Annotated in this window: 17 protein-coding genes; 8 read left to right on the plus strand and 9 right to left on the minus strand. The window is 74.2% G+C overall.

Features of this window, described 5'->3' with window-relative positions:
* Window positions 1-135: 135 nt before the first annotated feature.
* The 3 genes from QWY29_RS07955 to QWY29_RS07965 all read right to left on the minus strand — a co-directional run bounded on the left by QWY29_RS07955 (window position 136) and on the right by QWY29_RS07965 (window position 2,964).
* Window positions 136-1,407 carry an arginine deiminase gene (locus tag QWY29_RS07955; RefSeq protein WP_300960180.1) on the minus strand — a complete coding sequence of 424 codons (1,272 nt, stop codon included), beginning with the start codon at window positions 1,405-1,407 and terminating at the stop codon, window positions 136-138.
* Between the two features lie 19 nt (window positions 1,408-1,426).
* Window positions 1,427-2,029, minus strand: coding sequence for a TMEM165/GDT1 family protein (locus QWY29_RS07960; RefSeq protein WP_300960181.1), 603 nt, complete (start codon window positions 2,027-2,029; stop codon window positions 1,427-1,429).
* Window positions 2,030-2,109: 80 nt separating this feature from the next.
* A complete protein-coding gene (locus tag QWY29_RS07965; RefSeq protein ID WP_300960182.1) occupies window positions 2,110-2,964 on the minus strand; it encodes a prephenate dehydratase in 855 nt (284 codons plus the stop codon).
* Between the two features lie 24 nt (window positions 2,965-2,988).
* Between QWY29_RS07965 and QWY29_RS07970 the strand changes: the two genes are divergently transcribed.
* Entirely contained in the window at window positions 2,989-3,396 is a 408-nt protein-coding gene (locus tag QWY29_RS07970; protein WP_300960183.1) for a DUF4446 family protein, read from the plus strand.
* A gap of 176 nt (window positions 3,397-3,572) precedes the next feature.
* Here QWY29_RS07970 and QWY29_RS07975 read toward each other — a convergent pair whose 3' ends face one another.
* Entirely contained in the window at window positions 3,573-5,150 is a 1,578-nt protein-coding gene (locus tag QWY29_RS07975) for a bifunctional phosphatase PAP2/diacylglycerol kinase family protein (protein ID WP_300960184.1), read from the minus strand.
* Between the two features lie 79 nt (window positions 5,151-5,229).
* On the opposite strand from QWY29_RS07975, the gene serS reads away from it, so the two are divergent.
* Genes serS through QWY29_RS08000 form a run of 5 tightly spaced genes read left to right on the plus strand, consistent with a single transcriptional unit; the run spans window position 5,230 to window position 9,267 of the window.
* A complete protein-coding gene (gene serS / locus QWY29_RS07980; protein WP_300960185.1) occupies window positions 5,230-6,507 on the plus strand; it encodes a serine--tRNA ligase in 1,278 nt (425 codons plus the stop codon).
* A complete protein-coding gene (locus QWY29_RS07985; protein WP_300960186.1) occupies window positions 6,504-7,337 on the plus strand; it encodes an HAD family hydrolase in 834 nt (277 codons plus the stop codon). The genes serS and QWY29_RS07985 overlap by 4 nt, the downstream gene beginning before the upstream one ends.
* A complete protein-coding gene (locus QWY29_RS07990; protein ID WP_300960187.1) occupies window positions 7,334-7,819 on the plus strand; it encodes a GNAT family N-acetyltransferase in 486 nt (161 codons plus the stop codon). Before QWY29_RS07985 ends, QWY29_RS07990 begins: the two co-directional genes overlap by 4 nt.
* Complete coding sequence (locus QWY29_RS07995; protein ID WP_300960188.1) at window positions 7,816-8,610, plus strand: HAD family hydrolase; 795 nt, start codon at window positions 7,816-7,818, stop codon at window positions 8,608-8,610. Before QWY29_RS07990 ends, QWY29_RS07995 begins: the two co-directional genes overlap by 4 nt.
* A gap of 42 nt (window positions 8,611-8,652) precedes the next feature.
* Window positions 8,653-9,267: a hypothetical protein gene (locus tag QWY29_RS08000; RefSeq protein ID WP_300960189.1), complete on the plus strand. Its 615-nt coding sequence runs from the start codon at window positions 8,653-8,655 to the stop codon at window positions 9,265-9,267.
* A gap of 159 nt (window positions 9,268-9,426) precedes the next feature.
* Here QWY29_RS08000 and QWY29_RS08005 read toward each other — a convergent pair whose 3' ends face one another.
* From QWY29_RS08005 to mobA, 4 genes are read right to left on the minus strand one after another with little or no spacing between them, the layout of a single operon-like run.
* Window positions 9,427-10,032, minus strand: a complete 606-nt coding sequence (locus QWY29_RS08005) for a bacterial proteasome activator family protein (RefSeq protein ID WP_300960190.1) — start codon at window positions 10,030-10,032, stop codon at window positions 9,427-9,429.
* A 31-nt stretch (window positions 10,033-10,063) separates the two neighbouring features.
* Window positions 10,064-11,041 (minus strand): NAD(P)H-quinone oxidoreductase, encoded by a 978-nt coding sequence (locus QWY29_RS08010; RefSeq protein WP_300960191.1) that lies wholly within the window; start codon window positions 11,039-11,041, stop codon window positions 10,064-10,066.
* A gap of 31 nt (window positions 11,042-11,072) precedes the next feature.
* Complete coding sequence (locus QWY29_RS08015; RefSeq protein ID WP_300960192.1) at window positions 11,073-11,393, minus strand: DUF6457 domain-containing protein; 321 nt, start codon at window positions 11,391-11,393, stop codon at window positions 11,073-11,075.
* A 55-nt stretch (window positions 11,394-11,448) separates the two neighbouring features.
* On the minus strand, window positions 11,449-12,003 hold the full coding sequence (mobA, locus tag QWY29_RS08020; protein ID WP_300960193.1) for a molybdenum cofactor guanylyltransferase: 555 nt from the start codon (window positions 12,001-12,003) through the stop codon (window positions 11,449-11,451).
* Between the two features lie 58 nt (window positions 12,004-12,061).
* Between mobA and QWY29_RS08025 the strand changes: the two genes are divergently transcribed.
* On the plus strand, window positions 12,062-12,829 hold the full coding sequence (locus tag QWY29_RS08025; protein WP_300960194.1) for a carbon-nitrogen hydrolase family protein: 768 nt from the start codon (window positions 12,062-12,064) through the stop codon (window positions 12,827-12,829).
* Window positions 12,830-12,840: 11 nt separating this feature from the next.
* Entirely contained in the window at window positions 12,841-13,890 is a 1,050-nt protein-coding gene (locus QWY29_RS08030; protein WP_300960195.1) for a hypothetical protein, read from the plus strand.
* Here QWY29_RS08030 and QWY29_RS08035 read toward each other — a convergent pair.
* Window positions 13,887-14,117: a biotin/lipoyl-binding carrier protein gene (locus QWY29_RS08035; protein ID WP_300960196.1), complete on the minus strand. Its 231-nt coding sequence runs from the start codon at window positions 14,115-14,117 to the stop codon at window positions 13,887-13,889. The genes QWY29_RS08030 and QWY29_RS08035 overlap by 4 nt on opposite strands.
* Between the last annotated feature and the right edge of the window lie 62 nt (window positions 14,118-14,179).

Here is a 14,179-nt window from a genome sequence, read left to right on the forward strand (position 1 = left end):
CCCCCTGACCTGGGAAGGAGACGGCCACCACATCCCACCCCGCTGGTCGAGCAGGGAGGGCCGCCAGGCCCGACCGGTGTCGAGACCCCGTGAGATCCGCAGGGCCCCAGCCACACCCGCCAGCCCGACGAACGATCAGACCGGCAGCGGGTCCCGCGTGACGGGACAGCTCATGCACCGCGGTCCGCCGCGGCCCGAGCCCAGCTCGGAGCCCGCGATCCGGACGACCTCGATGCCGGCGGCCTCGAGCCGGTCGTTGGTCTCGACGTTGCGCTCGTAGGCCACGGCGACCCGCGGCGCCAGCGCCAGGGTGTTGTTGCCGTCGTCCCACTGCTCGCGCTCGGCGGTCACCGGGTCCAGGCCGGTGTCGATCTGGTGCAGCGCGTCGATGCCCATCGCCCGCGCGGCCGCCGCGAGGAACGGCTCGGCCTCGGCCACGCGCAGCGACAGGTCGCCGGCGTCGCCCCGCTCGGTGCGGGAGGTGCCCGCGTCGTCCAGCGTGACGGCGTACGCCGTCAGGGAGTCGGCGACGTTGGGGTACATCACGATCTTGTCGACGTCGACCATCGTGCAGACCGTGTCGAGGTGCATCGTCGCCCGCTCCTGGGCGATCGGGACCGCGAGCACGGTGTGGGCCAGGTCGGCGTGGAAGACCTGCCGGGCGAACCGCTCCACGCCCGCCGGCGTGGTGCGCTCGCCGACGCCGACGGCGATCACGCCGGGCGCCAGCAGCAGGACGTCGCCGCCCTCGACGTGCTCGCTGTGCCAGCCGTGGATGCGCCGGGTGCCGCGGAAGCGCGGGTGCTCGGTGTAGATCAGCTCGGTCAGCTGGGTCTCCCGCTTGCGCGCCGGCATCGACAGCGAGGTGATCGCGACGCGGTCGCGGACCCAGACGCTGGAGTCGCGGGTGAACAGCAGGTTGGGCAGCGGGTCGACGAGGAAGTCGTCGCTGGCCAGCAACGAGGTGACCAGGCCGAAGCCGCCACGGACCTCGTCGTTGCGGATGCCGGCGGTGAGGTACTCCGTCAGCTCGGCCGGCGAGGCGTCACGCAGGAAGCCGGCGAGGTAGCCGCGCATCGTGTCGCCGAGGTGCAGCCCGGTCAGCGCGGCGTTGATCGCGTGGTTGCGCGCGGACTCCTGCTCGAGGGTCTCGGTGAGCAGCTGGGTCAGGTAGAGCACCTCGACGTCGCGGTCGCGCAGCGCCTCGGCGAAGGCGTCGTGCTCCTCCTGGGCGCGGGCGACCCACGGGATGCCGTCGAAGAGCAGCTTGTCGTTGTTGCGGGGCGTCAGTCGCTTGAGCTCGGGGCCGGGCCGGTGCAGCACGACGGTGCGCAGGCGCCCCACCTCGCTGTCGGCGCCGTAGGTCGCGGCGGGCGGGGCTGCGGGGTCGGCGACTGGCTCGGTCATGGCCGGAACTGTAGGCCGCTCAGCGCACGAGCTCCCAGATCAAGAATCCCTCCAGCAGCAGGCAGACGCCGGCGCCGGCGTAGAACAGCACGTGCATCGGCACCCACTTCATCAGCGCCCGCCCGACGATGACCGCCAGACCGCTGACCGCGAGCAGCGCGGCGAGGGCGCCGACGAAGACCTCGAACGGCGACTCGTAGCGCGCGACCAGCGAGATGGTCAGCAGCTGGCTGAGGTCGCCCCACTCCGCGGCGAGCAGCACGAGGAAGGAGGCCAGCACCGCGCGCCAGCCGGTCGCCGGCTTGGCCTTCTCGGCGAACTCCTCGCCCTCGTCGGCGTCGGCCTCGCGCTGGTGGGACCGCGCCTCGCGCAGCAGCACGACCGCCCCGATGAGGAACAGCACGGCGGCCGCGACCTTGACGACCTCCTCGGGCAGGAACGACGCGGCGTGGCCCAGCAGCACCGCGATGCTCGTCTGCACGGCGAAGGCCAGCCCCACGCCGATCCACACCAGCAGCGGGCGGTAGCGGGTGGAGAGGACGAGCGTGGCCAGGAACGTCTTGTCCGGCAGCTCGACGAGGAAGATCGTGCCGAAGGCGATCGCCATCACGGCGAGGTCCATGTGGGTGCTGCTTTCACGTGCGGGGGCGGAGACCGACCCCGCAGCCTAAGCCGCCGCCCCGTGGGCCGCGCCGGCCAGGCTCAGGACCGGAACGGGTCGGCGGGGTAGACCCCGAGCACCTTGATGTCGGTGGTGAAGAAGGTCAGCTCCTCCAGCGCCCGGGCGAGCCCCGGGTCGTCGGGATGGCCGTCGACCTCGCAGAGGAACTGGGTGGCGGTGAACTCCCCGCCCACCATGTAGCTCTCCAGCTTGGTCATGTTCACGCCGTTGGTGGCGAAGCCGCCGAGCGCCTTGTAGAGCGCGGCCGGCAGGTTGCGGACGTTGAAGATGAAGCTGGTGACGCACGGTCCGGTGCCGTGGGCGGCACGGACCGGCTCGGGGGAGAGGACCACGAAGCGGGTCGTGTTGTGGTCCTCGTCCTCGACGTCCTCGGCCAGCACCTCCAGGCCGTAGATGTCGGCGGCCAGCGGCGGCGAGATCGCGGCCTGGCTCGGGTCGCCGGCCTCGGCGACCTCGCGGGCGGCGCCGGCGGTGTCGCCGGAGATCACCGGGGTCAGCCCGTGCTCGCGGATGATCCGGCGGCACTGGCCGAGCGCGTGGACGTGGCTGTGCACCGTGCGGATCGAGTCCAGCGACGCGCCCGGCACTCCCATCAGGTGGAAGCGGATCCGCAGGAAGTGCTCGCCGATGATGTGCAGCCCCGAGCCGGGCAGGAAGTGGTGGATGTCGGCGACGCGACCGGCGATGGAGTTGTCGATCGGGATCATCGCCAGCTCGGCGCTGGGTTCGACTCCTGGGCCGGCCGCGACGGCGGCGAAGACGTCCTCGAACGACGCGCACGGCACGGCCTCCCAGTCGGGGTAGTGCTGGGCGCACACGATGTGGGAGTTGGCTCCGGGTTCGCCCTGGTAGGCGATGCGGCGGGCGTCGGGCACGGTCGTGAGTCTATGGTCGGCGCCGTGGTCGTCCTCGCGGTGCTCTCCTTGCTGGTCGCCCTCGTGGCGGTGGTCTTCGCCGTGGTCGCGCTCCGGCGCACCGCCGCGGCACCTCGGTCGGCGCCCGGCGACGCGCTGCCCGAGGACGTGCACGGCCTGCGCCAGGAGGTCGCAGCCCTGCGGGCCGAGGCCAGCGACGCGCTGCGGCACCTCGCGGTGGTCCGGTACGACGCGTTCGGCGACATGGGCGGCCACCTCTCGTGGTCGCTGGCCCTGCTCGACGACGGCGGCAACGGCGTCGTGCTGACCTCGATCCACGGCCGCAGCGACTCGCGCACCTACGCCAAGAACGTCGCCGGCTGGACCTGCGAGCAGCAGCTCTCCCCCGAGGAGGAGGAGGCGGTCTCCGCCGCCCGCCCCACCGCTGGTTGAGCCGTGAGGCGCGCCAGCGCCGAGCGTGTCGAAACCCCACCCGCTGGTTGAGCCGTGAGGCGCCCCAGCGCCGAGCGTGTCGAAACCCGGTGAGAGACGCAGGGCCTCAGCCCGGGTCACCAGGTTTCGACACGGCTCGCCCAGCGGCTCGCCGGCTCGCCCAACGGAGCGGTGCGTCAGCGCGGCACGCGCACGAGCAGCCGCCCGTGGATGCACTCCATCCGCAGCTCGCGGCCGGGGCCGACGGAGTCGCCGTCGAGCTGGCGGGGGGTGTCCTTCTCGGCGCGGACGACGACGGTGGCGCCGGTCTTGCGGTCGACCAGCTCGTCGGTGTGCGGCCGCTTGAGCATCACCCGCCAGGCGAGCGGGATCCAGGCGAGGAAGTTGCGCGGGTGCAGGATCACCACGTCGAGCGTGCCGTCGTCGATCGCGGCGTCGGGCAGCAGCGGCATGCCGGCCTGCAGGAAGCCGACGTTGCCGACGACCACGGTGCGGGCGCGGTGCTTGGTGAACTCCCCGCCGTCGACGGAGATCTCCACCTTCACGGCCGGGAACATCAGCGACTTCAGGCCGGAGACGACGTAGGCGACCCAGCCGACCTTCTTCTTCAGGTCCTCGTTGACGCCCTCCATGATCGCGGCGTCGAAGCCCATCCCGGCCATCACCATGAAGTGGGTGTCCGGCGCGACGCCGTCGCCCTCGACCTTGACCAGGTCGATCGCGCGGTCCTGGCCGTTGAGGCCGATGTCGATGGCCGAGCGCAGGTAGAGCGGGATCCCGAGGTTGCGGGCCAGCAGGTTGCCGGTGCCGGCGGGGATGATGCCGACCGGGATGCCGGTGCCGGCGAGCTCGGCGCAGACCTCGCGCACGGTGCCGTCGCCGCCGCAGACGAGCACCAGGTCCGAGCCGTCGACCGAGGCCTGCTCGGCCATGCCGGTGCCCGGGTCCTCGATGGACGTGTAGTGCCAGGTCGGCTCCGACCAGCCGGCCTCGAGCGCCATCGTCGTGACGATCGCGCGGAACGCGTCGAGGTCCTCCACCTTGATCGGGTTGACGATGACCGCCAGCCGGTGGGCGGAGGTGAAGACCTCCGGCAGCGGGTCGGAGCGGACCGCGATGCTGCGCGGCTGCGGGTCGAGCACGGCGAGCACCAGCAGCACCACGCCGAGGCCGAGCAGCGCGCCGCCGACCACGTCGGAGGGGAAGTGCCGCCCCAGCAGCACCCGGTCCAGGCACACGAGCACCACCAGCAGCCCGATGGCGGCGTACGCCGTGCGACGGGCGCTCGAGCGCCGCACCAGCATCGCGACCACCACGACCAGCACGCCGGCGAAGGCGGTGACCGACGAGGCGTGGCCGGACGGGAACGACTTGGTGCTCAGCAGCGCGTCGCCGAGCTGCCACTCGGGCCGCTCGCGGCCGACCCACAGCTTGATGCCGGTGGTCGCCAGCGAGGTCAGCACCATCACGGCGACGACGTACGCCGCGGCGCGGACGTGCTTCTTCCAGAAGAGCCCGGCGGCCAGCACGACCGTCAGGACGGTCATGCCGACGGTGGCGAAGGCGACCTCGACCCACCGCAGCGGGCCGGAGAGCCAGCCGGCGTCGACGGCCCACTGCTGGGCCGGGTCGCCGCGCCCGTCGAAGGTGGCCAGGGGGCCCCAGCCCTGCACGACGCCCACGCCGAGCAGCGCGAGGAGGACGAGGCAGACGGCGGCCCAGCTCAGTGGGGCGACGCGGGGACGGTCCAGCACCTCGACAGTATGACCGTGGGTGAGCGCCCGCCCGGAACTCGCGTGAGGGGCGCGCAGAGCCCCGGATAGCCTTGCGACCATGATCGACCCCCGCATCCTCCGCGACGACCCCGACCGCGTGCGCGCCGCCCAGGCCAAGCGCGGTCTGTCCGACGAGGTGGTCGACCGTGCGCTCTCCGCCGACGCCGCCCGCCGGGCCGCGATCAGCACCTTCGAGTCGCGCCGAGCCGAGCAGAAGCAGCTCGGCAAGCAGATCCCGCAGGCCCAGGGGGACGAGAAGACCGAGCTGCTGGCCCGCACGAAGGCGCTCGCCGCCGAGGTGAAGGAGGCCGAGGCCGCGCAGGCCGTCGCCGAGGAGGAGTGGCAGGCGGCGCTGATGTCGATGCCGAACCTCGCCGCGCCGGAGGCCCCCGAGGGCGGCGAGGACGACTTCGTCGTGCTCGAGGAGGTCGGCACGCCGCGCGACTTCGCCGCGGAGGGCTTCGAGCCGCGCGACCACGTCGAGCTGGGGCGGATGCTCGGTGCGATCGACCTGGAGCGGGGCGCGAAGGTGTCCGGCTCGCGCTTCTACTTCCTGACCGGCGTGGGCGCGCAGCTGGAGCTGGCGCTGGTCAACCTGGCGATGGAGCAGGCCCGCGAGGCCGGCTTCACCCAGGTCGTCGCGCCGTCCCTGGTGCGCCCGCGGGCCATGGAGGGCACCGGCTTCCTCGGCCAGGCCGCCGACGACGTCTACCGGATCGAGGGCGAGGACCTCTACCTGGTGGGCACCTCCGAGGTGCCGATGGCGGCGTACCACTCCGACGAGATCCTCGACGGTGCGTCGCTGCCGCTGCGGTACGCCGCGTTCAGCCCGTGCTTCCGCAAGGAGGCCGGCTCGCACGGCAAGGACACCAAGGGCATCATCCGGGTGCACTGGTTCGACAAGGTCGAGATGTTCGTCTACTCGACGCTGGAGGAGTCCTACGCCGAGCACGAGCGGCTGCTGGCCTGGGAGAAGCAGTTCCTCGACAAGCTCGAGCTGTCCTACCGCGTCATCGACGTGGCGACCGGCGACCTCGGCCTCTCGGCGATCCGGAAGTTCGACTGCGAGGCGTGGATCCCCACCCAGGGCAAGTACCGCGAGCTCACCTCGACCTCGAACTGCACCGAGTTCCAGTCGCGCCGCCTCGACATCCGCGGCCGCTTCGAGGACGGCACGCGCCCGCTCGCGACCCTCAACGGCACGCTGTGCGCGATCCCCCGCACGATCGTCGCGATCCTCGAGACCCACCAGCAGGCCGACGGCTCGGTGCGCGTGCCGAAGGCGCTCCAGCCCCACATGGGCGGGCTCGAGGTCCTCGCGCCGGTGCAGCCGTGAGCTGGGTCCCCAAGGTCGTCGCGCTCGACATCGACGGCACGCTGCTGAAGTGGGTCGAGGGCGCGGGGTCGACCCACGAGGAGGTCTCGCCGGCGGTGTACGACGCCGTGCGCCGCGTCCGCGAGGCCGGCGGCCACGTCGTGCTCGCCTCGGGCCGGTCGCCGCACGGCATGACCGCCGTCGCGGACCTGCTCGACCTGCACCCCGGCGAGCACACCGCGGACGACCTGCTGTGGGTGGTGGCCTCCAACGGCGCGGTGGTCTTCCGCTACCCGCCGCTCGAGGTCGTCCACGAGGAGCTCTTCGACGCCGGCCCGGCGGTCCAGGCCGTGCTGGAGCGGCACCCCAACGCGCTGGTGGCCGTCGAGGAGCGCGGCGTCGGCTACCGCGTCACCTCGCACTTCCCGGAGGGCGAGCTGTCCGGCGACATGATCGTCACCGAGCTCGACGACCTGGTGGCCGGCCCGGTCAGTCGCGTGATCATCCGCGACCCGGAGGCGACCGCCGACGAGTTCGTCGCGCTGGCCGAGGAGCTGGGCCTGCACGGCACCAACTACATCGTCGGCTGGACCGCCTGGCTCGACATCGCGCCGGTCGGCGTCTCCAAGGCCTCCGGCCTCGAGCGGGTCTGCGCCGAGCTCGGCTGCACCGCGGCCGACGTGCTGGCGATCGGCGACGGGCGCAACGACATCGAGATGCTGGAGTGGGCCGGCCGCGGCGTGGCGATGGGCCAGGCGATCGAGGTCGTCCGGGCGGCGGCCGACGACGTGACCGCCGACGTCTACGAGGACGGCGCGGCCCAGGAGATCTCCCGCTGGTTCCCGGCGTGACCCTGCCCGCCGTGATCGCCACCGAGCGGCTGCGGCTGCCGCTGTGGACGGCCGACGACGTGGCCGCCTTCCGCAGCGGTGCGCGCCGTCCGGGCTGGCACGCCGACTACCCGCGCCGCGACGACCTCGACGCGCTGGCGCTGTGGCGCGACGGCGACCCCTGGGGCCCGCGGCACGTGGTCCGCGGCGTGACCGCGCTCGGGTCGATCGGCTTCTTCGGCCCGCCCGAGCCAGCCGGTGACGGCGTCCTCGAGGTCGAGGTCGGCTACGGCCTGGTCGCGGAGGCGCGCGGATACGGGTTCGCCAGCGAGGCGCTCACCGGCCTGCTGGCCGAGACCGACCGTCAGGGCGTGCGGGTCCGCGCCAGCGTGGAGCCGACCAACGCCGCCAGCGTCCGGGTGCTCGCGACGTGCGGCTTCACCGAGCTGCGCGGCGCCAACGAGGACGGCGAGCTCGTCATGGCCCGCCCGGTGTCGGCGTGACCCGCCCCCGGCTGGTCGCCACCGACCTCGACGGGACGCTCGTGCGCTCCGACGGCACCGTCTCGGACTACACCGCGGACGTGCTCGCGAAGGTCGAGGCGCTCGGCGTCCCGGTCGTCTTCGTGACCGGTCGGCCGCTGCGCTGGGCCGAGGACGTCTTCGAGCACGTCGGCGAGCACGGGCTGGCGATCATCTCCAACGGCGCGCTCGTCTGGGACGTCGCCCGCAGCCGCGTGCACCTCGAGCGGCCGATCCCCTCCGGGCTCGCGATGGAGGTCTGCCGCGACCTGCGCGCGGCCGTGCCCGGCACGGCGTACGCCGTGGAGGACCTGGACGGCATCGGGCTCGAGCCGCACTTCATGGAGCGCTACCCGATGCCCGACGGCGCCCGCCGCGCGCCGGTCGAGGACCTGCTGGCCCGCCCGCCGCTCAAGCTGCTGGTGCGCCACGAGGAGCTCGCGCCGCAGGACTTCTGGGACCGCGCCGAGGAGGTCAACGCCGGCCGGCTGACCTTCACCTGGTCCTCCTCGACCACGCTGCTCGAGGTCAGCGGGCCCGGTGTCACCAAGGCGACCACGCTCGAGCTGCTGGCCCGCGACCTCGGCGTCGAGGCGCAGGACGTCATCGCCTTCGGGGACATGCCCAACGACCTCCCCATGCTGACCTGGGCCGGCACGGCGTACGCCATGGCCGACGCGCACCCCACCGTCACCGCCGCCGCGAGCCACGTGGCGCCCGGTCACGACGAGGACGGCGTCGCCCGCGTCCTGGCTGGTGTCTTCGGGCTCTGATCTGTTCTGATGCTCCCCGTGCCCGGCCTCCGACGAACCCTCGTGACCGCTGCGGTCCTGGGGACGTACGTCGCCACGCCGGCCGTCCTCGGCGCCGCCCCGGCCGCTGCGAGCCCCGTCGCGGCCGCTGCTCCGCCGCGGTGCCCGGCCGTCACGGTCCAGGACGCGACCCGGCAGGCCGACGCGGTCTTCCGCGGCACCGTCGAGGCCGTCGCGCCCGTGGACGGGGCGGCCTCCGCCGACCGCTTCGACCACGACGTCGTGGTGGGCCGGGTCTGGAAGGGCGGGATCTCCACCGAGGAGGTCGTCGTCCGCACCGAGGCCAAGCCCCGGTTCGGCACGCGCGCCTGCGCCCGCGGCCTCGGGGAGCTCGAGGTCGGCGCGGAGTACCTGTTCTTCGTCGACCGCCGCGCCTCGGCCTGGCTCGCCGGATCGGGCAGCCGCACCGAGCCGCTCGACGACCAGCTGCTCGCCCAGGTCACCCGGCTGCTGGGCTCGGGCAAGGCGCCCGTGCCCGCCGCGCCGGAGTCTGCCGAGTTCACCCGCGTCGCCGACGACGTCCCGGCGGCGTTCTCCCGCACCGCGGCCCCCGGCCTGGCGATGATCATCGTCGGGCTGCTGGGCCTCGCCGTCGTGCGCGGCCTCGGCCGCCGCTGATCCTGCGCCACCGCCCGGCCCACGCCCCCCGACCCCCGACATCTCAGGGGAGTCCTGCACATATCGGGGGAGATCTGCCCCGATATGTGCAGGGGTCACCGGTTAACCGGTGACCCCTGCAGCCGCCGAGGCCCGCCGCCGAGCGAGGCCGAGGACCGGCTAGAGGTACATCCCGCCGGAGTCGCCGGGGGTGGGGCCGGGGTCCTGGCGGGGCTGCTGGCCCATGGAGGGCAGGCCGCCCTGGGCGCCGGGGACGGCGCCGGGCGGGAGGGCACGGCGGATCTGCTCGAGCTGGGCCCGGGCGGAGATCTGCTGGGCGTAGATCGCGGTCTGGATGCCGTGGAAGAGCCCCTCGAGCCAGCCGACGAGCTGGGCCTGGGCGATGCGCAGCTCGCCCTCGGAGGGGGTGACGTCCTCGGTGAAGGGCAGCGCGAGCCGGCTGAGCTCCTCGACCAGCTCGGGCGCGAGCCCGGCCTCGAGCTCCTTGATGGAGGCGGCGTGGATCTCCTTGAGGCGGTTGCGGCTGGCCTCGTCGAGCGGGGCGGCCTTCACCTCCTCGAGCAGCTGGCGGATCATCCCGCCGATCCGCATGACCTTCGCGGGCTGCTCGACGAGGTCGGTGACCGAGCGCTGCTCGTCGTCCTCGGCGCTCTCCTCGCCCCCGTCGGCCTGCTGCTGCAACGCCGACGCCGGCACGGACCCCATCGGCTGCCCGTCGGGGCCGATGACGACGATGTGCTGCTCCTGCTCCTCGGGACCGCTCATGGACCCGAACATATCGACCGGTCGCAACGGCTCAGACGGTGAGGACGATCTTCCCGCTGTGCTCGCCGGAGGTCATCAGCTCGTGGGCGCGCGCGACGTCCTCCAGCGGCATGGTGTCGTGCACGACGACGCGCACGGTGCCGTCGGCCAGCAGCGGCCAGACGTGCTCGACGACCGAGGCGCAGATCGCGGACTTGCCCTCGACCGGCCGGGAGCGCAGCGAGGTCGCGATGACGGCGCCCCGCTTGCCGAGCAGCTTGCCGAGGTCGAGCTCGGCCTTCGTGCCGCCCTGCATGCCGATGACGACGAGCCGGCCCTCGGGGGCGAGCGCGTCGACGTTGCGGTCGAGGTACTTCGCGCCCATGTTGTCGAGGACCACGTCGGCGCCCACCCCGTCGGTGGCGGCGCGGACGGCCTCCACGAAGTCCTCGTCGCGGTAGCTGATGGCCACGTCCGCGCCGAGGTCGCGGCAGTACGCCAGCTTCTCGGCCGTGCCGCTCGTCGTCAGCACCCGCGCGCCGGTGGCCTTGGCGAGCTGGATCGCGAACGTGCCGATCCCGCCGGCCCCGCCGTGCACCAGCAGCGTCTCGTCGGGCCGCAGGCCGGCGACCATGAACAGGTTCGACCACACGGTGCAGGCGACCTCTGGCACGGCGGCCGCGGTGACCAGGTCCATCCCGTCCGGGACCGGCATCACCTGGCCGGCGGGGACGACGACGCGGGAGGCGTAGCCCCCGCCGGCCAGCAGCGCGCACACCTCGTCGCCGACCGACCACTGCTCGACGCCCTCGCCGACCGCCGCCACGATGCCGCTGCACTCCAGGCCGATGACCTCCGAGGCGCCCGCGGGCGGCGGGTAGAACCCCTGCCGCTGCAGGAGGTCGGCGCGGTTGACCGCGGTCGCCGCGACGGCGATCGCGACCTCCCCGGGCCCGGGCTCGACGTCGGGCACCTCCTGCACGCTGAGGACCTCCGGCCCTCCGGCCCCGTCGGCGATCACGGCTCGCATGCCGCCCACCCTAGGAGGGGCCGGGTCGCGGTCAGTCCAGCGTGTCGCCGGTGTGGTCGACCGCCCGGTCGTCGGGGACCGGGTCGTCGACGTCGTCGGGGTCCGGCGCGCCCGCCGGCTTGTCCCACGACTCCGCGAGCCGCTGGGCCCGCGCGGCCAGCCGCTCGACCTCCTCGGCGTCCGCTCCGGCCGCGCCGGCGGCGTACCCCAGGAGGTAGGACGTCACGGGTGCCGCCGGCCGCTCGACCGCGTGCGCGACGACGCGCGCCAGGTCGAGGACGAGCCCCTCGTCCATCTCCTCGTCGACGCCGAGGACGTCGCTGAGCTCGTCGATCCAGTCGTGCAGGTTCACGGTCCCCACGATGGCCGAGCCGCGGGGGACCCGCAAGGACGGGCCCGCGCGCCGCTCAGAGGTCGCGCAGGTCGGCCCAGGAGTCGAGGTCGCGGTGCTCGCGGCCCTCGGCCGGGACGGCCGCGAGGTCGAGCGGGGCCAGGAGCCGGTGGAGCGCGGCGCCGTGCTGCTCCTCGTGGCCGGGTCGCACGGCGTCGAGCCGGGCGACGTCGAGCACCAGCGCCAGCTGGCGGCGGCCGTCGGGGTCGTGCAGCGCGGCGCCGTCGCGGCCGGCCGCCGCCTCGTGCAGCCGGCGCAGCGTCCACGGGGTCACGTGCGGCATGTCGACGGCCAGCACCACCAGGGTGGGCGTGCGCTGCAGCAGCGCGTCGCGCCCGGTGAGCAGCGCCGCGACCGGTCCACCGTGGCGCGGGTCCTCGCGCACGAACGTCACCGGCCGCTCGGTCGGCACCGGGTCGCCCACGACCACGACCTCCGCCGCGTCGACGACCGCGTCGAGGGCGTGCGCGAGCAGCGTGCGCCCGCCGACCTCGACCGAGGCCTTGTCGACCCCGCCGAGGCGCGCGGCGCGGCCACCGGCCAGCACGACCGCGCAGAAGCTCTCGAGCACCCGCCCATCCTCCCGCACCGACCCGCGCCCGTCCCCCGGGCGGTGGCACCCTGGCTCCGTGCGTACCTCCCTGCGTGTGGCCCTCGTCCAGGAGGCCTCCGGCCTCGACCCGGAGACCAACCGCGCCCGCCTCGCCGGCCTGGTGCCCGGCGACACGGACCTGGTCGTGCTGCCCGAGGCGTTCGCCCGGGACTTCGGCGAGGCCGGCTCCGACGTCAGCGCGTACGCCGAGCGGGTCGACGGCCCCTTCGCCACCGAGGTCGCCCGGGTCGCGGCCGAGCGCGGCACGACCGTCGTCGCAGGGATGTTCGAGGTGGGGCCGGAGGCCGAGCGGCCCTACAACACCCTGGTCGTCCGGGGCGGCGACGAGGCGGCGTACCGCAAGGTGCACCTCTACGACTCCTTCGGCTACCGCGAGTCCGACCGGCTCACCGCCGGCGACCCCGCGCCGGTCGTCGTCGAGGTCGCCGGCACCCGGGTGGGCCTGATGACCTGCTACGACCTGCGCTTCCCCGAGCTGGCCCGGCTGCTGGTCGACCAGGGGGCCGAGGTGCTCGTCGTCCCGGCGGCCTGGGTCGCGGGGGAGCGGAAGGTCGACCACTGGCGCACGCTGGTGCGCGCCCGGGCGATCGAGAACACGACGTACGTCGTCGCCTGCGGCCAGCCCGGCCCGCGCTACAGCGGCCACTCGCTGGTGGTCGACCCGCTCGGCGACGTGCTCGCCGAGGCCGGCGACGACGCCGCCCTGCTCACCGCCGAGCTGCACCCCGAGGTGCTGGACCGGGCCCGCCGCACCAACCCGTCGCTGGCCAACCGGCGTCTGTAACGTTGCGCGCCGTGCCCCGCACCGCCCCCCGTCGTCGCGCCGAGCCACCGCCGCGTCCGGAGCGCGGTGCCGTCTCGCTCCGGCTCCCGCAGCCGGCCGGGCGCACCAAGGTGACGATCGCCTGGGCGGTCGTCGCGCTCGCGCTCGCGGCGCTGGTCGCCGCGATGGTGCCGGTCGGGCCGGACTGGCTCTCCGGCGTCGGCGCGGTCGCGGTGGCGACGACGTACACCTGGGCGCTCGCCGCCCGCACCGGCGGCCGCCCCCAGGTCTTCGCCGGGCTGGCCCTGCTGCTCGGCGTCCTCGCGCTCGCCCTCGACGAGGACCTGCTGCGCTCGGGCGCGGCCGTGCTCACCTGCGTGGTCAGCGCCGTGCTGGCGGTGATGGCGACGGTGCCGGCCCGCCGGTTCCGCGAGGCGGCGCGCGAGTGCGGCTTCGCGCTCGTCGTCGCCGCGGTGGGCGCGCTGGCCACCGTCGGGTTCGAGCCACGGGTCGCGGTCGTCCGCTTCGAGTACCTCACCCTCGGCCTCGCCCTGGTCGCGGCGTTCCTGCTCGTCCACCGCCTCGGTGCCGGCCTCCACGGCCTGGGCCGGCGCGGGGTGGCGGCCGTGCTCGTCGGCAGCGTGCTGCTGGCGGTGACCCTGGCCTACGCCGAGCTGCTCCGCCGCTACGGCACCGCCGGACTGGTCACCTCGCTGCTCGACACGGTGCGGTGGAGCCGCGACACGCTGGGGGCGTTCCCCCGGCCGATCGAGGCCGTGCTCGGGGTGCCCGCCCTGGTGTGGGGCTGCCACATGCGCGCGCGCCGCCGCCAGGGCTGGTGGGTCTGCGCCTTCGGCGTCTGCGCGACCGCTGCGGTCGCCAACTCGCTGGCCAATCCCGCGATCTCGCTGCTGGAGTGCGGGCTGTCGGTGGTCTACGGCGCGGCCGTCGGCCTGTTCCTGGGGTACGTCGTCATCCGGGCGGACCTCGCGCTGACCGGCCCGCGGGGCCGGCGGTCGCGGCGGGCCGAGGAGGCCGCGGCGGGCCGTCCCGAGCCGCGCCGTGCCGAGGCGCTGCTCTAGAGGACGATCTCCACGAGCACGTCGCCCTCCTGGACGACGTCGCCCGGCGCGACCTTGACCGCGCGCACCGTCCCGGCGAGCTCGACGACGACGGGGATCTCCATCTTCATCGACTCCAGCAGCGCCACGGTGTCGCCGGGGGCCACCGGGGTCCCGGGCTCCACCGTCACCGCCACGACGTTGGCGACCATCTCGGCGACGACCTCGCTGACCTGCTCCCGGGGCATGTCGGCGACGCTAGCCGTTACCGGGGGGTACCCCGCCATCCCTCGCCCGCCCCGGTCCGTGC

This window comes from Nocardioides abyssi, assembly GCF_030412915.1.
In the GTDB taxonomy this organism is placed as follows: Bacteria; Actinomycetota; Actinomycetes; order Propionibacteriales; family Nocardioidaceae; genus Nocardioides; species Nocardioides abyssi.

What these genes read in the sequence shown, in the direction of transcription:
- QWY29_RS07955 (WP_300960180.1), bottom strand. Translation starts at nt 1,407, where the DNA reads ATGACCGAGCCAGTCGCCGACCCCGCAGCCCCGCCCGCCGCGACCTAC.
- QWY29_RS07960 (WP_300960181.1), bottom strand. Translation starts at nt 2,029, where the DNA reads ATGGACCTCGCCGTGATGGCGATCGCCTTCGGCACGATCTTCCTCGTC.
- serS (WP_300960185.1), top strand. Translation starts at nt 5,230, where the DNA reads ATGATCGACCCCCGCATCCTCCGCGACGACCCCGACCGCGTGCGCGCC.
- QWY29_RS08005 (WP_300960190.1), bottom strand. Translation starts at nt 10,032, where the DNA reads ATGAGCGGTCCCGAGGAGCAGGAGCAGCACATCGTCGTCATCGGCCCC.
- QWY29_RS08010 (WP_300960191.1), bottom strand. Translation starts at nt 11,041, where the DNA reads ATGCGAGCCGTGATCGCCGACGGGGCCGGAGGGCCGGAGGTCCTCAGC.
- QWY29_RS08035 (WP_300960196.1), bottom strand. Translation starts at nt 14,117, where the DNA reads ATGCCCCGGGAGCAGGTCAGCGAGGTCGTCGCCGAGATGGTCGCCAAC.